At 36.2% G+C, this 20729-nt stretch carries 18 protein-coding genes; 6 read left to right on the top strand and 12 right to left on the bottom strand.

Annotation, left to right across the window (positions count from 1 at the left end; all coding sequences use genetic code 11):
- Position 1 precedes the first annotated feature (1 nt).
- Positions 2-1975, bottom strand: coding sequence for a DUF3857 domain-containing protein (locus tag DU508_RS01100; protein ID WP_115400997.1), 1974 nt, complete (start codon positions 1973-1975; stop codon positions 2-4).
- A 185-nt stretch (positions 1976-2160) separates the two neighbouring features.
- Between DU508_RS01100 and DU508_RS01105 the strand changes: the two genes are divergently transcribed.
- Entirely contained in the window at positions 2161-3114 is a 954-nt protein-coding gene (locus DU508_RS01105) for an exonuclease domain-containing protein (protein WP_115401032.1), read from the top strand.
- A gap of 25 nt (positions 3115-3139) precedes the next feature.
- The gene (locus tag DU508_RS01110) at positions 3140-4999 is read left to right on the top strand and encodes a M1 family metallopeptidase (protein ID WP_115400998.1); all 1860 of its coding nucleotides are present in this window, start codon (positions 3140-3142) and stop codon (positions 4997-4999) included.
- A 382-nt stretch (positions 5000-5381) separates the two neighbouring features.
- On the opposite strand, the gene DU508_RS01115 is transcribed toward DU508_RS01110, so the two are convergent.
- Together DU508_RS01115 and queG are read right to left on the bottom strand one after the other, a co-directional pair.
- Positions 5382-6215 (bottom strand): hypothetical protein, encoded by an 834-nt coding sequence (locus tag DU508_RS01115; protein ID WP_115400999.1) that lies wholly within the window; start codon positions 6213-6215, stop codon positions 5382-5384.
- A gap of 133 nt (positions 6216-6348) precedes the next feature.
- Complete coding sequence (gene queG, locus DU508_RS01120) at positions 6349-7281, bottom strand: tRNA epoxyqueuosine(34) reductase QueG (RefSeq protein WP_115401000.1); 933 nt, start codon at positions 7279-7281, stop codon at positions 6349-6351.
- 136 nt (positions 7282-7417) lie between these two features.
- On the opposite strand from queG, the gene DU508_RS01125 reads away from it, so the two are divergent.
- Entirely contained in the window at positions 7418-7624 is a 207-nt protein-coding gene (locus DU508_RS01125; protein ID WP_115401001.1) for a hypothetical protein, read from the top strand.
- 144 nt (positions 7625-7768) lie between these two features.
- Here the strand turns inward: DU508_RS01125 and DU508_RS01130 are convergent, their stop codons facing one another.
- From DU508_RS01130 to pdxH, 4 genes are all read right to left on the bottom strand, one after another.
- Positions 7769-9277, bottom strand: coding sequence for a bifunctional GNAT family N-acetyltransferase/carbon-nitrogen hydrolase family protein (locus DU508_RS01130; RefSeq protein ID WP_115401002.1), 1509 nt, complete (start codon positions 9275-9277; stop codon positions 7769-7771).
- A gap of 291 nt (positions 9278-9568) precedes the next feature.
- On the bottom strand, positions 9569-10591 hold the full coding sequence (gene ruvB / locus DU508_RS01135; protein WP_115401003.1) for a Holliday junction branch migration DNA helicase RuvB: 1023 nt from the start codon (positions 10589-10591) through the stop codon (positions 9569-9571).
- Positions 10592-10622: 31 nt separating this feature from the next.
- On the bottom strand, positions 10623-11519 hold the full coding sequence (locus tag DU508_RS01140) for a 3-hydroxyacyl-CoA dehydrogenase family protein (RefSeq protein ID WP_317047840.1): 897 nt from the start codon (positions 11517-11519) through the stop codon (positions 10623-10625).
- A gap of 69 nt (positions 11520-11588) precedes the next feature.
- Positions 11589-12239 (bottom strand): pyridoxamine 5'-phosphate oxidase, encoded by a 651-nt coding sequence (gene pdxH / locus DU508_RS01145; protein ID WP_115401004.1) that lies wholly within the window; start codon positions 12237-12239, stop codon positions 11589-11591.
- Positions 12240-12286: 47 nt separating this feature from the next.
- Here pdxH and DU508_RS01150 point away from each other — a divergent pair, with 47 nt between their 5' ends.
- Positions 12287-12850: a YqgE/AlgH family protein gene (locus DU508_RS01150; protein ID WP_115401005.1), complete on the top strand. Its 564-nt coding sequence runs from the start codon at positions 12287-12289 to the stop codon at positions 12848-12850.
- Positions 12851-12901: 51 nt separating this feature from the next.
- On the opposite strand, the gene DU508_RS01155 is transcribed toward DU508_RS01150, so the two are convergent.
- The 4 genes from DU508_RS01155 to DU508_RS01170 all read right to left on the bottom strand — a co-directional run bounded on the left by DU508_RS01155 (position 12902) and on the right by DU508_RS01170 (position 15313).
- A complete protein-coding gene (locus DU508_RS01155; protein WP_115401006.1) occupies positions 12902-13243 on the bottom strand; it encodes a HepT-like ribonuclease domain-containing protein in 342 nt (113 codons plus the stop codon).
- Positions 13224-13538 carry a nucleotidyltransferase family protein gene (locus tag DU508_RS01160; RefSeq protein ID WP_115401007.1) on the bottom strand — a complete coding sequence of 105 codons (315 nt, stop codon included), beginning with the start codon at positions 13536-13538 and terminating at the stop codon, positions 13224-13226. The genes DU508_RS01155 and DU508_RS01160 overlap by 20 nt, the downstream gene beginning before the upstream one ends.
- A 21-nt stretch (positions 13539-13559) precedes the next feature.
- Positions 13560-14084: a 5-(carboxyamino)imidazole ribonucleotide mutase gene (gene purE, locus DU508_RS01165; protein ID WP_115401008.1), complete on the bottom strand. Its 525-nt coding sequence runs from the start codon at positions 14082-14084 to the stop codon at positions 13560-13562.
- Positions 14085-14173: 89 nt separating this feature from the next.
- Positions 14174-15313, bottom strand: coding sequence for a 5-(carboxyamino)imidazole ribonucleotide synthase (locus DU508_RS01170; protein WP_115401009.1), 1140 nt, complete (start codon positions 15311-15313; stop codon positions 14174-14176).
- Positions 15314-15366: 53 nt separating this feature from the next.
- Between DU508_RS01170 and DU508_RS01175 the strand changes: the two genes are divergently transcribed.
- Positions 15367-16557 (top strand): BaiN/RdsA family NAD(P)/FAD-dependent oxidoreductase, encoded by a 1191-nt coding sequence (locus tag DU508_RS01175; protein ID WP_115401010.1) that lies wholly within the window; start codon positions 15367-15369, stop codon positions 16555-16557.
- A gap of 190 nt (positions 16558-16747) precedes the next feature.
- Here the strand turns inward: DU508_RS01175 and DU508_RS01180 are convergent, their stop codons facing one another.
- The gene (locus tag DU508_RS01180; RefSeq protein ID WP_147273576.1) at positions 16748-17464 is read right to left on the bottom strand and encodes a hypothetical protein; all 717 of its coding nucleotides are present in this window, start codon (positions 17462-17464) and stop codon (positions 16748-16750) included.
- Between the two features lie 239 nt (positions 17465-17703).
- On the opposite strand from DU508_RS01180, the gene DU508_RS01185 reads away from it, so the two are divergent.
- The gene (locus tag DU508_RS01185; protein WP_115401012.1) at positions 17704-19920 is read left to right on the top strand and encodes a B12-binding domain-containing radical SAM protein; all 2217 of its coding nucleotides are present in this window, start codon (positions 17704-17706) and stop codon (positions 19918-19920) included.
- Positions 19921-20729: the final 809 nt, after the last annotated feature.

Below are 20729 nucleotides of genomic sequence, written 5' to 3' on the forward strand. Positions count from 1 at the left end.
TTTAATCAGCTTTTTTTAATAAGTATTCTGCCTTTTGATTCTGAATGATTCTGCTGTAAAATTCCTTTAAATAAGGATATTCTTCAGGCTGATAAATGGCATTGTTAAATTGTAAAATCTGACTTAAAGAAAGGGTGTTATTATCCAGATTTGTTTGCAATAAGTATCGGCCCCCGCTGTTTGGTAATCCGATAGATAAATCCTTTGGTTTTTCTAAAAGGTTATATTTTTCAGGAAGATCGATGTTGATAATAATCCGCTCATCTGATGCCGCACCTAAATCTACAGGATAAGTTCTTACATTTAAATTGAATGGATTTTTACTAATGGCATTGATAAAAAACGGACTTAAATAAAATTGATTTTTGATTGAGCCATCATTTACCGTAAACTCTATTTCGTATTTTTCAGTAAGCAAATTCTCTACACTATCAAGATTACTGATGCTGTGATCTAAAATCCTAATCTTAGTTAAACGCTCATCCAATTTTTCTACAAATTCATCAGGAGAGCTGTATTTCTTAATTTCTTTTCTTTTGTTAAAAGCAGCATATCCTTGTGAAATCGTTGTTAAAGTGCCTACAACTTTTCCTTCAGCATTTAATTTTCCGCTCAAAATATAGTTTGTTGATGTTTTTTGACTGGCTTTTAAGTCAATCCAATAAGATGGTTTTTTAAGATTGATTACTCTTCCCTGATCATTCATGCATCTTAAAGGTAATAATCCAAACGGTAAAAGCGGTTCAGTAGCATCGAGCATGTAACTTTTATCTCCAATGTTAACTTTAGCTATTACATAATTAAAATTAGAAATAACCGGGTAAAGTTTATTGATGGTTCCATTGTCTCTGGTAGAAAGTATTACAGCTTCGGCATCCAGGTTGGCGGCAGAAAGTGCAGCAACCAGGCTTAAATTAATATCGGCAACATTCCCTGATCTGCTATCTAAAGATTTTTTAATGTTATCTTCAGTATATAAAGCGTAATAATTATTCCATTTAATTTGTTTTTTAATGTAGTTGAAAATTGCCTGTGCTTTTCCTAAATCATCTGTTGCATCTTTTATAATTGAGGGAATTAAGTCTTTATAAACATCTTTTCGTTTCATTTGCGATCCAAATGATTTATCAGATGTAAGCTCATAATCTATATCTTTCCAGGTTTTGGTATATGATACTTTTCCTCCACTTGGATTGGTATAATCAGAAAGCTCAAAATAAACAGCCGATTTAAAATTACTTGGCGCTGTCATATTGTCTTCCTCAATGAAAGCCGGGATATCTTTCATCAGGTAAGTAATTTTTGAGCAATCTATATTAGCGCCCGAAATGCGCAGACATTCTCTGGATATTTCAGCCTTTTGATCGGTAAGCTTCTGGAAGCCACGAAGAGATACATTGTAATTATAGATTCCGGGAATATAGACTACATATTCACTGACCACTTTCGGAATTTCACTTTGAAATTCCCAGGTTTTAAAATTAAATAACCTGGGGGATTTTAATCGATAACTGTATTCAATGATGGAACCTTCCGTTAAATTAGGCAAGGTAAACTTCAGCAGTCTGGTGTATTTAGATCTGTTTTCAGTAAAAACAGCTTTTTTATCCATTACCGTTTCCACAAAACGCCCACCGGTGTAATTAAATGTTGACGCTTTTAAATCATTAATAGATTCTTCACGTGTATCATCTTTATACAACGGAACGATTACATTGGCATTTGTGAAACCTTCTTTATTATAAATTTTAATCTTGACGTGGTAATCAAAAACAAGTTCAAGCCTTCCTGTGGCGTCATCCAATTGAACAGAAGCTGTTCCAAACTCTTTTAACACGATAGCATTTGCATTGCTATCTAACTTTTTCCTGTCAAATTCATAATCATCGTATGTAATTGCTCCGAAATTAAAGTTTTGCGAAAAAGCAGTTAAGGATATAAAAGATACTGATAGTAGAATTAATAATTTCTTCATCGAGGCGTTGTTTAATTTGGGGCAATTTAAAACTAGCATTTAATATTTAAAAATATTTTCATAATTATATTTTTGAATTTAATAACCATGTTTTATAAACTAATCAAACCTTTTTAGCACTTTTGGATAAACATATATTAATGATGAGGCTGAGGAAGCCAACATCGCCTCTTATATTCAAAAAAATGAAATTAAATTTAAAACGTCCGTTAGCATTTTTCGATCTGGAAGCCACTGGTATAAATGTCGGAGTGGATAGAATAGTTGAAATTGCAGTTTTGAAAGCAATGCCGGATGGAACTGAAGTTGTTAAAACCTGGCGTGTTAATCCTGAAATGCCAATTCCTTTGCAAACTTCTCTAATTCATGGGATTTATGATGAAGATATAGCTAATGAACCAACTTTTAAAACATTGGCTAAAGAAATAGCCGACTTTATTGGCAATAGTGACCTGGCTGGTTACAATTCAAATAAATTTGATATTCCAATGCTTTTAGAAGAATTTCTGCGTGCAGATGTTGATTTTGATATGAACGAACGTAAGTTTGTTGATGTTCAGAATATTTTCCACCAAATGGAGCAGAGAACATTAAAGGCTGCCTACAAGTTTTATTGCCAGGAAGATTTGATTAATGCACATGCTGCTGAAGCAGATGTAATTGCCACGTACAAAGTATTGCTTGGTCAGTTGGAAATGTATAAAGAAACTGAATTTGAAGATAAACAGGGTGTTAAAAGTATTCCTGTGGTTAATGATGTAGATGCGTTACATGTTTTTACAAACATTCATAAACCAGTTGATTTTGCGGGTCGTTTAGTTTTTAATGATGCCAATGAAGTTTGTTTTAATTTCGGTAAACATAAAGGTAAAACAACAGCGCAGGTTTTTTCTGTTGAACCAAGCTATTATGCCTGGATGAAACAAGGCGATTTTCCGCTTTATACTAAAAAGAAATTAGATGAAGAATGGGCAAAATTTAATGCAAAGAAGAATGAAAATCGCGCTAATAAACCTAAACAAGCTGCTTCAAATCAAAAAACACAATACCAGTCAAAGCCTCAGCCAAAACCTGAAAAACCTGCGCAACCAATTAATAACGACATGTTGGAGCAATTAAAAATGAAGTTTGGTAAATAAGCAGAAGGCTAACGCGAACACAAAAATGAAGGTAATAAAAATACTGTGCCTGCTGCTTTTTTCTGCAGCAAGCATAAATGCTCAGGTTCAACTTCCTGTTGTGCCTGTTTTTCAAAATACTTACGAAAAGGGAACACGTAGTGCCAGTGGAAAACCAGGCAAAAACTATTGGCAGAATTCATCCAAGTATGATTTAAAAATTAATTTTAACCCTGCCAGTAGATTGTTAAAAGGAAATGTTGAAGTTGTTTACACCAATAATAGTCCTGATACGTTAGAAGAAATCTGGTTTAAACTTTATCCGAATTTATACAAAAAGGGAACGCCAAGAAAATCAAAAATTGCCGAATCTGATTTAGGAGAAGGCGTAACCATCGAAGAATTATTTTCAAATGGAAATTTAATCAGCGATTTTAAAATTGAGGGTACAAACATGATCGTTGCTGTTCCTGCTGTTTTACCTGGAAAAACCATTAATTTTTCGATAGATTACAACTACATTTTAAATAAAGGTTCGCATGTGCGAACAGGACAAGTAGATGAAGGCTCTTACTTTTTAGCATATTTTTTTCCGCGCATCGCTGTATATGATGATGTTGATGGCTGGAATAAATTCCCTTATACAGGAGCTGAAGAATTTTATAACGACTTTGATCAATTCAATGCCGACATCACTGTTCCGGGTGGTTATGGTGTTTGGGCAACAGGCGATCTAAAAAACTCATCTGATGTTTTTCAAAAAGAAATTGTATCACGAATTGCAATAGCTGAAAAGAATGATGGCATTGTTGATGTGATTACAGATCAGGATTTAGCCAGTAGAAAAGTTACGCTGCCTAACGAGTTCAACACATTTAAGTTTGAGGCCAGGAATGTAACAGACTTCGTTTTTGCGCTTAGCGATCATTATTTATGGAAATCAACCAGTTTGGTGGTTGATCCTAAAACGAAGCGGAGAACGAGAGTTGATGCTGTTTTTAATCCAAAGCATAAAGATTATTATGAAGTAATTGATTTTGCCTGTAAAACAGTTGAGGCAATGAGTTATAAATTCCCAAAATGGCCATTTCCTTATAGCCACGAAACCATTTTTGATGGCTTGGATCAAATGGAATACCCAATGATGGTTAACGATAACCCGGTTAATAATCGCGAAGATGCAATTACGTTAACGGATCACGAAATTTTTCATACCATGTTTCCTTTCTACATGGGGATTAATGAAACTAAATATGGGTGGATGGATGAAGGCTGGGCAACAATTGGTGAATGGTTAATTTCGCCGATGATCGATTCTACTATTGTTGATGAATATGGCATTCAACCAACAGCTTCTTCCTCTGGCAGTAAAGATGATTCTCCAATTATGACTTTAACCCCTGATTTAAAAGGAACAGCAGGTTTTACTAATTCTTATCCCAAACCGGCCCTGGCTTATTTATACGTAAAAGATTATTTAGGTGATGAACTATTTACCAAAGCTTTACATACCTACATTAAAAACTGGAATGGAAAGCATCCAATGCCTTACGATTTCTTTAACAGTATGAATGAAGGAAGTGGCAAAAATCTGAATTGGTTTTGGAAACCATGGTTTTTTGAGGGAGGAGTTTTGGATATGGCCATTAAAGCCGTTGATAAAACAAATTTCGGTTACACCATTACTATTGAGAATAAAGGTATCAAAGCTTTACCGATCGATTTAACTTTAACTTACAGTGATGGCTCAAAAGAAATAAATCACAGTACTATAGGTGTTTGGGAGAAAGGGAATAAACAAGTGGAAATTAAAATAAAAACTGCTAAAAAACTTTCTAAAGTGATAATGGGCAGTAGCCATGTGCCTGATAAGGTTAAAAGCGATAATAGCTTTACAGTTAATTAATAACTAAATAAAACACAAACATATTAAGATTTCGCATCAAGTGCTATTGCGTGGACACGTCTTTGGATATCCTAATGCCGTTTTCAATAACGAAAGCTTTAAGATTATCTTCAATGAGCTATCGTGGTCCCTAGCTGCGTGGGAATGACGGCAAAATGTAATTAAACGGGTTTTTCCCTGGTTTTGTCATTCTGAGTGCAACGAAGAATCTCCAACCTATATGCTCTGACTGCCGTTTCGCTAAGATTTGATTGTTGGTTTATTCACATTAGCATTTCGTTGCCTGGGGATTTATTCATTGATAACGTTATTTTCAATAGCAATTTTCCCTTAAATAATGACATTGGGTAGAAACCGAAGATAATCTTAAAGCTTTCACTATTTAATAATTTTCAAAAACTGGATAGAAAGATTTTTCAATTGAACCTTCATCACTAAAAATCAGATTAAATTTCGCATTTCTTAAAGCCTTTTCAAGAGATGTTTTTTTTTGATTAACATAGATTGTTTTTTGGACGAGTCTTATTCCATGACTATAATCTGCCCAGCTATTGGTGTGTTTGTTATAAACAGGTTGAATCACTTTTCCATCTAACTTATGCCAGCCATAAATAACAACCCGGGGCGATATTTCTCCATAAATTTTATTCGAGATAATCACATCTTTTTTATTTCCCGCAACCAGTTCTCCTAAATGACGTGTGGCTAAAATGGATGTTAATTGCGCCAACACACTGTCTGTATGGGCAATAAATACTGGTACGGTTGTCATCGCTTTTGTGGGTGGAATAGGTTGCGGACTTAATTTTATTTTAGCCTGGCTATAAATGTTATCAACTATTTTTTTTGTTGGCAAGCTGCACTTAGTCAGGTTTGCTACCTTTTGAGCCAGAATAGGAGTCATAGGAACATAAAAGAAATCATCATCACTACCAATTGAAAGATAATCTGCCAAAACATAGTAACTAACCTGTAAATCCAAACTCGTATCGCTTATTTCAACAAGTTTTCTTAAAAAATCAGGAACATTTCCTTTCTTGATCTCCCTATAAATTTTTTGTTCCCTGTCTTGTAAACTTAAAGTGCTGTCACTAATACTTAAAGCAAATGCTTTACCTCCTAAGGCATCTGTTGATCGCTTTTTTAGTTTTAAAGTTTGTGCATTTCCAAATATCGAAATCAATAGGAGGAGAGTAAGTAAAAGCTGTTTTTTCATTTGTATAAAACTGTTCTTTCAATAGCTTTTATTGTTTCAAAAGTCTTCAGACTGCTTTCGGCGGCTCAATGATACTGAAGTTAACATGATTTATTATTCACTGAAAAGCTTTGGTAATACTAGGACGATTATTTTAAGATTTCAGAAAGTCTATATTCCTTTTCAATCCGGTAAGCTTGGTTCTTTTTACTGCCGATCCTTTAAAAACTTTTTTAAAAACCTCATCTGTAATTTCAGTTAATTCTTTTGCGCTCAAATCCAACAAGCCATTTCCTGGTTTAAATGCTTCTTCGTCATGAACCTTTGAGAATCTATTCCATGGGCAAACGTCCTGACAAATGTCACAACCGAACATCCAGTTGCTCATTTTATCTTTAAACTCAGCGGGGATTTCATTTTTCAGTTCTATGGTCAAATAAGAAATACATTTTGTACCGTCAACTACTTGCGGTGCAACAATGGCGTCAGTTGGACAAGCATCCAGGCAGCGCGTGCAGGTTCCGCAGTGATCGGTTTGAAAAGGATGATCATATTCCAGTTCCAGATCAACAATAAGTTCAGCCAAAAAGAAAAAAGATCCATTATTTTTACTGATCAGATTTGAGTTCTTTCCAATCCAGCCAATTCCTGATTTCTTCGCCCAGGCCCGATCCAGAACCGGAGCAGAATCTACAAAAGCCCTTCCGGAAACTTCGCCAATATTCTCTTCAATAAAATAGGTAAGCGCCTTAAGTTTTTCTTTGATCACATGATGGTAATCTTGTCCGTAAGCATATTTGGAAATTTTAGGTGCACTTGGATCTGTTTGTTTTTCTTCGGTATAATAGTTTAATGATAACGAAATAACTGATTTGGCACCATCAACAAGCAACCTGGGATCAAGTCGTTTATCGAAGTAATTTTCCATATACTTCATTTCGCCATGATGGTTTTGAGATAACCATTTCTCTAATCGTGGTGCTTCTTCTTCGAGAAATTCTGCCTTGGAAATTCCACACGACAAGAAACCTAACCTAATGGCTTCGTCTTTTATCAGTTGGCTATATTTTGCAGAATGGTTATACACGAGTTTGCAAAGATAAGGCTTAGGAATTAAAACCTTTTTACTAATCACTTGTTCTAACTACAGAAAACTAAATTAATTAATAGCAGTTCTTCAAATTCGATAATTGAATAAAAGGAACTTTATTCAGTAACAAAACATGGAAAATATAGATCCACAACATACGGAATCGGGAGAAGCTCCTAAACCGATAGAACAAGATTACGAAAGTCATAAAGAAGACCCGGGACCAGCAAAGCCTGCTGTTACCGAAAAGGACGAAAATGGTGCAGGGCAGGCCTTAAAATGGGTTATTCCAATTGCTGTTATTATTGGTTTAATTATATGGTTTGCCATGAGAAAATAATTAGCTTAGTGTAAAATTTGAAATGCCGGTTGTTGATGCGACCGGCATTTTTTATGGAAAATACAGCCATTATTTCCCCCCATGATCAGGATTTTTAATTATAAAAGATTCAAGTCTGTTTTGTAGAAATATGATTTCAAAACGCTATTTCAACAGCTTAACCTGATATAAATCCGCTCTTCTATCTTTTAATACCTTCACTGTTCCATAATGATGTAATTCATCCAATAAATGAAGATCTACATCAACAACCAAAACCATTTCAGTATTAGGCGTAGCCTCAGCTTTTATAGCATTGGTAGGAAAAGCAAAATCAGATGGTGTAAATACTGCCGATTGCGCAAATTGAATATCCATATTATTCACTTTAGGTAAATTGCCCACACAACCTGCAATGGCCACATAACATTCGTTTTCAATAGCCCTGGCTTGCGCACAATGACGAACACGCGTATATCCATTTTGTGTATCGGTTAAAAATGGAACGAAGAGAATCTGCATTCCCTGATCGGCGTAAATTCTGCTCAATTCCGGAAATTCTACATCGTAACAAATTAAGATTCCCACTTTACCGCAATCAGTATCAAAAACCTGTACTTTATCTCCGCCAACCATGCCATAGTATTTTTGCTCATTTGGTGTGATGTGAATTTTTCTGTATTCATCTATTTTACCAGTTCTATGGCAGAGATAAGTGGCGTTGTAAAGTTTGCCATCATCAAGGAGAGGCATACTTCCGGTAATGATATTCACGTTGTAACTTAAGGCATATTCATGCATTTTTGCCACAATTTCTGCTGTTTTTTCTGCCAGTTTGCGCATCGCTTCAATTTCTGGCAGATGATTATAAGGTTGAAGCAATGGTGTGTTAAATAATTCAGGAAACATAATGAAGTCTGATTTATATCCACTTACAGCATCCACAAAAAACTCCACTTGTTCATAAAAAGATTCCATATCTGGAAACAAACGCATTTGCCATTGTACCAAACCTAAGCGAATGGTCATGGCTGAGCGTGCCGAAGCATCTACGCCCTGATAATAAATGTTGTTCCATTCTATTAACGTTGCATATTCCTTTGATTCATGATCACCCGGAAGATAGTTTTTAAGCACTTTCCTAACGTGAAAATCATTCGAAATTTGAAAGGTTAGGGTAGGATCATAAATCTCTTTTGTTTTTACCTTATCAATATATTGCCTCGGACTAAGTTCATTTGCATAAGCATGATATCCGGGAATTCTACCACCGGCAATAATACTTTTCAGGTTCAGACTTTCGCATAGTTCTTTACGGGCTTCATATAATCTTCTTCCTAAACGTAAACCTCTATATTCAGGGTGAACGAAAATCTCAATGCCATATAATGTATCACCATTTGGATCGTGTGTAGAGAAGGAGTAATCGCCTGTGATTAATTTATACGTATGCCGGTCTCCATATTCATCATACTCCACAATGATTGAAAGTGAACAGGCAACAACCTTATCATCTACTGCAATACAAAGCTGCCCCTCTGGAAAAATATTTAAAAGTTTTGCAATACTTGATTTTGGCCAAATCGATCCACCCATACTATCGTATGCCTGTAACATGGATTCTTTTAAATCGGCGTAATCTTCAAGCGTTAATTTGCGTAATTCTATATTCATAATGTTTGATTTCTAATCTATGAACAGAAAAAGTCCACTAATGTTTTTTGCTTATTGAGAGGTTAATTGTTTTAAAATTTTCTTCAATATGTCTTATTCTTTATCGCACTGAATATTCTGCATTTTCGAAGATAATATTTAAAAGACTTGTACTTACTCCTTAATAAAGGTTTATTGAAAGAAAGATGCTGAACAGGTTCAGCATGACAAACTAGGGAATAGATACTGTTAGAATTTGCGTGAATCAGTCAATTTATCATTTTAAATTTGCGGGAAACTAAAGGCACGCTTTTAAAATAACTTTCCTGTTTGTCCTGGAAAATTTTTGTTTAGGTGCTTATAAGCAGCTTCGGTGACTTCACGTCCACGAGACGTACGCATGATGTACCCTTCCTGAATCAGGAAAGGTTCATAAACCTCTTCAATTGTACCTTCATCTTCTCCTACAGCAGTTGCAATGGTTTTTAAACCAACCGGGCCACCTTTAAATTTATCGATGATTGTCATTAAGATCTTATTGTCCATCTCATCCAATCCATGTTCATCAACATTTAATGCATTAAGTGCATAATTTGCAATTTCAGGATCAATATTTCCAGTGCCCTTAATTTGGGCAAAATCTCTGGTTCTGCGCAATAGCGCATTTGCAATACGCGGTGTACCGCGGCTTCGCCGGGCAATTTCATAAGCCCCTTCATCACTAATTGGTGTATTGAGGATATCTGATGATCTTAAAACTATCGTAGTTAAAAGTTTAGCATCGTAATAAGCAAGACGACAATTGATGCCGAACCGGGCACGTAAAGGAGCAGTTAATAGGCCTGAACGCGTTGTTGCGCCAACAAGTGTAAAAGGATTAAGTGATATTTGTACAGAACGGGCATTTGGTCCTGTTTCCAGCATGATATCAATCTTGAAATCTTCCATGGCAGAATATAAATATTCTTCAACCAATGGAGATAAGCGATGAATTTCATCAATAAAAAGAATGTCGCCAGTATCTAAACCAGTTAATAAGCCAGCTAAATCGCCTGGTTTATCCAGTACAGGGCCAGAAGTTACTTTGATTCCGGCACCCATTTCATTGGCGATAATGTAAGAAAGCGTAGTTTTTCCCAATCCGGGAGGGCCGTGTAAAAGAACATGATCTAATGCTTCTCCACGAAGTTTAGCCGCCTGAACAAAAATCTTCAGGTTTTCCATCACTTTTTCCTGCCCGGTAAAATCTTCAAAAGCCTGAGGCCTCAAAACTCTTTCAATATCTCTATCGGTTGGCGTTAAGTGGCTGGAATCTGGATCAAGATTTTCATTCATACAGCAAATATAAAATTAAATGCTAAAAAAATTAGGATTTTTTAAATTTATCTGATACTACCAATTCTTTCGTTCCTGCGGTATACTTATAAAAACCTTCTCCTGTTTTTACTCCTTTTTTACCGGCAGTAACCATATTAACCAATAACGGGCAAGGTGCATATTTCGGATTTCCGAAGCCATCATGAAGTACTTTTAAAATGGCCAGGCAAACATCTAATCCAATAAAATCTGCCAGTTGCAATGGCCCCATTGGATGAGCCATACCTAATTTCATTACGGTATCAATTTCATAAACACCCGCAACGTTCTCGTATAAAGCATATATGGCTTCATTAATCATGGGCATTAAAATTCTGTTCGCCACAAAACCAGGATAGTCATTTACTTCAACAGGTGTTTTCTCCAGGTTTTGTGAAAGTGCCATTACCGCTTTTGTGGTTTCATCACTTGTTTGATAAGCCCGGATGACCTCAACTAATTTCATTACCGGAACCGGATTCATGAAATGCATTCCAATAACTTTTTCTCCACGATGAGTTACCGATGCTATTTGTGTAATCGAAATAGAAGAAGTATTTGATGCTAATATGGTATGTTCCGGAGCTAATTCGTCCAGTTCTTTAAAAATCTTAAGTTTTAAGTCGATGTTTTCCGTTGCTGCCTCAACAACCAAATCAGCATTTTGAACACCTTCCTTAATGGAAGTATACGTTGTGATATTGGTAAGTGTGGCTGATTTTTGATCTTCAGTTAAGGTTCCTTTTGCGATCTGTCTGTCCAGGTTTTTCGTAATTGTTTGTATGGCTTGATCTAAAGCAGTTTGATTGATATCTATTAAATTTACCTTGTAATCAAATTGGGCAAATACGTGAGCGATACCATTTCCCATTGTTCCTGACCCAATAACTGAAATATTTTTTATCATTTATAATACTATTTTTTAATGAACAACAACAAGTTTATACAATATAACCGATGTGGATTTTAACCTTTATTAAGGAGCCAATCTTGTTTTAACCCAGGTTCCTTTTGCAAGTTCAAAGTTTATCCGATCATGTAACCTGTTGCTCCGGCCTTGCCAAAACTCGATACGGGTTGGCTTAACAACATAACCACCCCAATGTGCAGGTTTTAAAATAGTTTTATGCTCACTTTTCGATTTTAGTTCTTCAAATTTTTCTTCTAAAAACTGTCTGTTTGGAATTATCTGGCTTTGTGGTGATGCAATTGCCCCAATCTGGCTGTCAACTGGTCGTGTGTTGAAGTATTCTTCAGAGGTTTCCTTATTCAGTTTTTCTACAATACCTTCAATTCTTACCTGGCGTTCCAACTCGGGCCAAAAGAACACTAATGCTGCATATGGATTTCGTTTTAACTCTTTTCCTTTTGCACTAAGATAATTTGTGAAAAATTTAAAGCCTTCCTCATCAACTCCTTTTAACAACACAATACGGGCATCAGGTTTGCCAGCTTTATTGGCTGTAGCCAGAGTCATCACATTAGGCTCATAAATTTGTGCCTTCAGGGCATGTTCAAACCATTTTTTAAATTGAACAACAGGATTATCATCTACGTCAGTTTCATCTAACGTTGCGCTTTTGTAATCTTGGCGCAGGTTTTGTAGAAATTCATTTGTAACTTGCATAGAGCAAACTTAACGCATCTTTTAATGGCTTACAAATAAATATCATCATGCTTAATTCTATTAAACCCAAAACCGGAAGATTACTTGTTTCTGAGCCTTTCATGGCCGATCCAAATTTTAAAAGATCTGTTGTTTTATTAACGGAGCATGGCGAAGAGGGAACAGTTGGTTATATTCTAAATCAAGCAGGGAACCTTCTTTTAAAGGATGTAATTCAGGATTTATGGGAGGCAAACAACTTGATTTATTTCGGAGGACCAGTGGCCGCGGATACGCTGCACTTTATCCACCGTTGCTATGATAAGTTACAAAGCGGGGAGCCAATTGGTAATGATTTATATTGGGGAGGCAATTTCGAAACGCTAAGAATCTTAATCAATACGAATGCAATAAGAGAAGATGAAGTTAAATTTTTTATGGGCTATTCTGGTTGGGATCATGGACAGCTTGACCGGGAGATCGATCAAAATGCCTGGATGGTTAGTGATATTTTTAATCCTGACTTAATTTTTAATAATGATGATGAACAACTTTGGAGAGATGTTGTGGTAAACCTGGGACCAAAATATGCTCATGTGAGCAATTTCCCAATAGACCCAAGTTTGAATTAATCAGTTTTGGTTGGTGATGTTTAGTTAAAATTAAACTGATTAACTTTACTGTTATGATAGTTCTTTAATAATCAGAATAATTTGTTCTTTAAGTTCAGGGATATCAGTAATAATAACATCCCAAACAATATCATAATCAATTCCAAAATAGTGATGGATAATTTTATTTCTCAAGTCAGACATTTCTCTCCAAGAAACAAAGGGATATGTGATTTTTAATTCGGGATTTATTTTTGAGCTTGCTTCTCCGATTATTTCTAAACTTCGACAAATGGCTTTTGATAAGCGTTCGTTACTGATAAAATCATCATAAGTATTTTGCCTACTTTCTCTGATTAGATATTCGCACTCGTTTAAAATATGCCTTAAAAATTCAACTTGAGAAAGGAACATATTCAACCGAATTTAAAATATGTGGACCTATATATGGACTAAGCGATTGTTTTGTAACCAAATCTACTTTTCTATTAAACAAATGCTCTAAAAAATAATTTAATGACATAAAATTTTTAAAGGTTTTATACTCTTTTTTTATATCAACAAGCAAATCTATATCGCTGCCATTATTTGCATCATCTTTTAAAAACGAACCAAAGAGGCCAATTTCTTGTACGCCAAAACTTAAAAGAAATTGTTTGTTAGACTTAAGCTGGCTTATAATTTCATTTTTAGTGATAAGTTTTTCCATGTTTAAAAATAGTTAATTAAATTAACTTTCTATCTCAACTGCACTTTCCTCAACTTTTCTTCTCAACTCATCTTTGTAAGCTTGCATTTTTACGGTTAGAGATTCATCGGCAGTAGCCAAAATCTGAGCAGCCAGTAAACCTGCATTTTTAGCAGCATTTAAGGCTACTGTTGCAACAGGAATACCATTTGGCATTTGTAAAATGGATAGAATACTGTCCCAGCCATCAATCGAGTTTGATGATTTAACCGGAACGCCAATAACAGGTAACGTTGTGATTGAAGCTACCATTCCTGGTAAGTGAGCGGCGCCACCAGCACCTGCAATAATTACTTTTAAGCCTCTGCTTTGAGCTTCTTTAGCATAATTAAACATGCGTTCTGGCGTTCGGTGCGCTGAAACCACAGTGATTTCATAATTGATTCCAAATTCTTTTAATACGTCAGCAGCATCTTGCATTACAGGTAAATCTGACTTGCTACCCATGATTATTCCTACAACTACCCCTAAATCCCCTAAAGGGGACTTTGAATTTCCAGCGTTCATATATCGTTTAGTCTTTTATTTAAAAATTGTTTTTAAGCTTTGCTACATCCACCTTGCCTGTAGTTCCTCCTTTAGGGGCCTAGGGGGTATTATGCAATTACTTTCAATGTTTTTTGTACGTATCTGGCCTTTTCAATTGCCTTTTCTCTGTCGATATCAACAATAGTTACATGCCCCATCTTGCGAAAAGGTTTAGTATACTTCTTTCCATATAGGTGGACAAATACACCATCAATAGCCAGTATTTTTTCTAGATTTTCATATTTGGCAACCCCTTCCGATCCTTTTTCGCCAAGCAAATTAATCATGATGGCATTGGTAATGCTGGTGGTATCGCCTAATGGTAAATTGTAAATGGAGCGTAAATGTTGCTCAAACTGCGAAACGTAATTGCCCTCAATGGTTTGGTGTCCGCTATTGTGTGGGCGGGGAGCAACCTCGTTTACCAGCAATTCACCATCCTTGCAAATAAACATTTCAACTGCTAAAATACCGGTAATGTTCATCGCTGAAGCGATGTTTTTGGCAATGTTTTCTGCTTTCTGCTGCAGGCTTTCGGCAAACGTTGATGGCGAAATCAAGAATTCAACAAGATTTGCTTCAGGGTTAAATTCCATCTCAACCATTGGAAAAGTTTTCATATCGCCGTTTGAATTACGCGCTACAATCACGGCAACTTCCTTTTCAAAATCTACTAATTTTTCAATGATGCAAGGGGCGTTAAAAGCTTTGTCTAAATCAGCAGCGCTATTTATTTTCATTACACCTTTACCATCATAACCATCTTTTCGCAGCTTTAATATGTATGGAAAATGAAAGTGGCTGTTTACCATATCGTCTTTAGTGTTTACAATCTGGAAAGGAGAGGTAGGGATATCATTTTCTTTAAAAAATTGCTTCTGTACACCTTTATCCTGAATTAAGCGAATAACTCTTGATTGAGGAAAAACCTGCTTGCCTTCTTTTTCCAGTTGTTCAAGGGCATCAATATTTACCTTTTCAATTTCAATGGTAATGATATCTGCTTTTTTTCCGAATTTATAAACGGTATCAAAATCGGTTATTGAACCGTTTTCGAAATAATTTGCAATGTGTTTACAAGGCGCATCTGGGTCGGGGTCTAAAACTAATGAAGTAACGTTATAGTTAATTGCTTGTTGGATAAGCATTCTGCCTAATTGTCCACCACCTAAAATACCTAATTTTAATTCGCTAATCTGTTTTGCCATGCGCTTGAAAATAATGCTACTTTTGCACAAAAGTAACCATAATAAATTTATTGATGAATGCTGATGCAATAATAATTGGTGCAGGCGCTTGCGGATTAATGTGTGCTGTGCAGGCTGGCTATCTTGGAAAGAAAGTGATTGTGCTCGAAAAGAACGAAAAACCTGGAGCCAAAATTTTAATTTCTGGTGGCGGACGCTGCAATTACACCAATCAATTTGCATCTGCTGAACAATTCATATCTGCCAATCCACATTTTGTAAAATCATCTTTTACCCAATGGACTGTTGATGACACCATTAATTTTTTTGAAACTTACGGCATTAATGGCAAGGAAAAAACATTAGGTCAATTATTTCCTGATGAAAAGAATGCGAAAGATGTTGTTCAGGTTTTTACTTCAATTTGTGATGATTTTGGCCAGGAAATCAGGTGCAATGCCGATGTTAAAGATATTGAGATTCTCGACAATCATTTTCAGGTTACTTACGAAAAGAACGGCAAAAAGATTGTGTTAACAGCTGAAAAGCTGGTTATTTCAACTGGCGGATTGCCCATCCCGAAAATGGGTGCTACCGATTTTGCTTTACGTTTTGCCCGAAAACATGGCTTAAAAATAGTTGAAACGGCGCCTGCTTTAGTTCCTTTAACCATTACCGGAAAAGATGAAGAATGGTTTGCTCAGCTTTCTGGCAATTCGGTTTTCTGCGAAGTAAGTAATGATCAGATTTCTTTTGAAGAGAATATTCTATTTACACACTGGGGGTTAAGCGGACCGGCAATTTTGCAGATTTCTTCGTTTTGGAGAAGAGGCGAGGTTATTAACATCAATTTATTACCCCACCATCATATCGTTTCACTTTTAGATGAGGAGCGAAGATTAAATGGTAAAACACTTTTATCAACTTTATTAAACCGTTTTTATACTAAGAAATTTACCGAGGCTTTAGGAAAGTTTTTGCCTTTAGGGAAACCCGTGGCATCCTTAACCAATGCTGAAATTCATCTGATTGAACAAACTATACACGAATTTAAGGTTAAACCAGCAGGTGATAAAGGTTACGATAAAGCTGAAGTAATGCGTGGTGGAATTGATACAAATGAAATTTCCTCCAAAACTTTGGAATGCAAAAAAATCCCCAATTTGTTTTTCGGTGGCGAATGTTTAGATGTTACAGGCTGGTTGGGTGGTTATAATTTTCAGTGGGCCTGGGCAAGTGGTTTTGTAATAGCACAGAATTTGTAAAATTCGTGGCAATCTCCTTTGGTTTTTTTTGAATTTGAGGTTGCAACAATGACGGGCGTGTAGCAGAGTGGCAATTTCCCTCTCTTTTCCATCCTTACGAGAATATTCTCCATTTTTTCATCGGTAATATTAGTGGTAATCTCCTTTTAGATTTTTGTGTTGCAGTGTGCAGCAATAACTATTTAATAAACTACAAATAAACATTCGGCATAATTTCCCATGCCCAGGGTTTTTTAAACGTTTTAAAAGTTCTCAGTTGTGAAAAATACAAAACCTCGCTGGTTTTACGATTGGCCACATCTCTTCTGTGTAAATTACCTACAGTTGTAAACAGCTCACGAGTTTTAAAATCGTAAACTCTTTCCGTCATATCGCCGGTATTTTGATTGAAATAAAGGTTTATAGCACTGGTTAAAAACCAATCTTTATTTTCAAACTTGAAAGTATAACCCATTTCCCAACGCCATTCGGCACCGCCTTGAAAGCGCAGATATAATTGTTGGTCTTTGATTCCGATTTGATTAAGCGGGTCGCCGAGTTTGCCTCCTTCTTTTTCTCTTAAAATAAAATCGTTGTTCTGAGTGGATAAACGATAAATTCCTGTTGCTTTATCTTTAAAATAAATCGCTAAAATCCTTGGCTTTTGTGTTTCCTCAATGATTTCAGAGTGGTTATCGCCATAAGTCCTTTTTTCATCAGTGATTTTGTTTGATTCAAAAATGATCGCCAAATCTTCAGTTCCATCACTGTTCAAATCGCCATTTGCAGTTTCAATAACCGTCCAATTAACAGGGGTAAGTTGTTCAATTGAAGCACCCTGTGGTTTTACTTTAGGAAATAAAAACGTTTTTTGAGCAAAGCTAAATTGCGCAAAGAACATCAATAAGAGGAAATAGAAAACTTTCATTCAGGCAGAACAGTGTTGATGTATTTATGAAACGTTTGGATTGGTGTTTTAGTTTATTGAATCATATCGCGGCATTCGTCATGCTGATCGTAGCGAAGTAGAAAGCTGAAGTAAATTTATTTTAAAAGGTCTTGTAGCTATTTCGTGGTCAGCATCTTTCGGGCAAAATTGACCCTGAAATAAATTCAGGGTAACGACTGTATAAAAATTCCCTTACTTTTGCAGAAAAACAATTCCTTTTGAAAACCGACATCTTTGCCATTACACCGCCGTTTACCCAACTGAATACCCCATATCCAGCAACGGCGTATATAAAAGGTTTTCTGAATACAAAAAACATATCTGCTACTCAGGCAGATTTAGGTATAGAAGTTATTCTCGAGTTGTTTTCAAAAAAAGGTTTAACAGATTTATTTGGTCACACCGAGCGTGGTCTGAATGTGGATAATCAAAAGTCAAAAAGCGATAATGCAAAGCGAATTTTGGCTTTGAAAGATGAATATTTAAAAACGATTGATGCTGCAATTGCTTTCCTGCAAGGCAAAAATCCAACACTGGCTTTGCAAATTTGCGGAGATGATTTTCTTCCGCAAGCTTCCCGATTTGCACAATTGGAAGAATTAGACTGGGCTTTTGGTGCCATGGGCACACAAGATAAAGCGAAGCACCTGGCAACACTCTATCTTGAAGATATTTCAGATTATATTGTAGAGTGTATTGATGAAAACTTTGGTTTCAGCCGTTATGCAGAGCGTTTGGGCAGAAGTGCAAATTCATTCGATGAATTATACAACGCACTTTTAAAAGTCCCAACCTACATTGATAACATCCTGATTTCAGTTTTAAAAGCAAAAATTGAAATAATTCAACCTAAGTTATTTTTAATTTCTGTTCCCTTTCCAGGAAATTTATATAGCGCTTTTCGCTGTGCACAATGGGTAAAAGCGAATTATCCTGAAATTAAAATTTCAATGGGAGGTGGTTTCCCCAATACAGAACTACGTTCTTTATCTGATCCCAGAGTTTTTGAATTTTTTGATTACATTACTTTGGATGATGGTGAATTGCCAATAGAATTGCTTTATCACAACATTACGCATCCAACTCCTGTTGAGGCACATTTTTATAAACGTACGTTTCTACTGGAAAATGGAGTGGTGGTGTATAAAAATGATGCATTCAGGAATGATTACAAGCAAGCTGATGTAGGTACGCCAGATTACTCGGGATTACTTCTGGATCAATACATTTCAGTAATTGAAATTGTAAATCCGATGCACCGCATGTGGAGCGATGGGCGTTGGAATAAACTGACGATGGCACATGGCTGTTATTGGGGAAAATGTACTTTCTGCGATATTTCTCTGGATTATATTAAAATTTACGAACCTGTTGCCGCTAAATTAATTGTAGACAGGATTGAAGATTTGTATGCCAAAACCGGGCAGAATGGTTTTCACTTTGTTGATGAAGCTGCTCCACCAGCTTTAATGCGTGAAGTGGCCCTTGAAATTCTCCGTAGAAAATTAGCTGTCACCTGGTGGACGAATATTCGTTTTGAAAAAAGCTTTACCGCCGATTTATGTGTACTGTTAAAAGCATCTGGCTGTATTGCAGTTTCAGGTGGATTGGAAGTGGCTTCTGATCGATTATTAAAACTGATTGATAAAGGGGTAACAGTTGAACAAGTAGCAAAAGTTACCCGAAATTTTACTGCTGCCGGCATAATGGTACATGCTTATTTAATGTATGGATATCCAACACAAACGGTTCAGGAAACGGTTGATAGCCTGGAAATGGTTCGCCAATTATTTGAAGCTGGTGTGTTACAATCTGGTTTCTGGCATCAGTTTGCCATGACTGCGCATAGCCCTGTTGGAATGTACCCGGAGAAATTTGGAGTGGTCAAAGAAACAGAAACCATCGGAAATTTTGCCAATAACGATATTAATTATATAGACAAAACGGGAATTGACCATAATAAATTTAGTTACGGATTGAAAAAATCGCTGTTCAATTTCATGCATGGCATTTGTTTCGATTATGAACTACAGGATTGGTTTGATTTTAAAATCCCAAGGACAAAAATTCCAGTTGATTTTATCGAACGTGCTTTAAATGATGACGATCATTTCAATACCAAACCAACGGCAAAAGTGGTTTGGATAGGAGGAAAGCCATCTGCCGAATATTTTACCAAATCGAAGAAGGGTAATACATGGGAAATGGCATTGCTAACTTTTCACGATAAACGAGAAAGTTTTACCGTTCAAACCAACGAAAATGAGGGTAAGTGGTTAGTTTCAATTTTGGAGAAAATTCACATTTCTGCTGAAAGTGTTTATACTTTTGCTGAAGTTAAAGCCGACTTTGAAAGAGAAATGGAGAATTTTGAATTATTCTGGTATGCTAAACCAATTAATACTTTGAGGGAGTTTGGGTTGTTAGTGTTGTAGTTTTTCTCGGGCTCGTCAATACCCTGGCCATCTGATTAGAGAGAATTTGCGAAGTTGATGATCGTGAAGTAATCGCAGATTATATTTGCCACTGAAGCACTGAGCACACAGAAATAATATTGAACTTGATTCGGTGTCAATCTATGTTTCCCGTGGCCATCTGATTAGGGAGAAGTTTGCGAAGTTGATGAGCGTGAGGTGGCCGTAGATTATATTTGCCACTGAAACACTGAACACGCGAAATAATATATAAAATTTGATTCGGTGTCAATCTGTGTTTCTGTGGCCATCTGATTAGAGAGAATTTGCAAAGTTGATGATCGTGAAGTAGCCGCAGATTATATTTGCCACTGAAACACTGAACACACAGAAACAATATTGAACTTGATTCGGTGTCAATCTGTGTTTCCGTGGCCATCTGATTAGAGAGAATTTGCGAAGTTGATGATCATGAAGTAGCCGCAGATTATATTTGCCACTGAAACGCTGAACACACAGAAACAATATTGAACTTGATTCGGTGTCAATCTGTGTTTCCGTGGCCATCTGATTAGAGAGAATTTGCGAAGTTGATGAGCGTGAGGTGGCCGCAGATTATATTTGCCACTGAAACACTGAACACACAGAAACAATATTGAACTTGATTCGGTGTCAATCTGTGTTTCCGTGGCCATCTGATTAGAGAGAATTTGCGAAGTTGATGAGCGTGAGGTGGCCGCAGATTATATTTGCCACTGAAACACTGAACACACAGAAACAATATTGAACTTGATTCGGTGTCAATCTGTGTTTCCGTGGCCATCTGATTA

Origin of the sequence: Pedobacter chinensis (assembly GCF_003339865.1) — a bacterium.
GTDB classification, from domain to species: domain Bacteria; phylum Bacteroidota; class Bacteroidia; order Sphingobacteriales; family Sphingobacteriaceae; genus Pedobacter; species Pedobacter chinensis.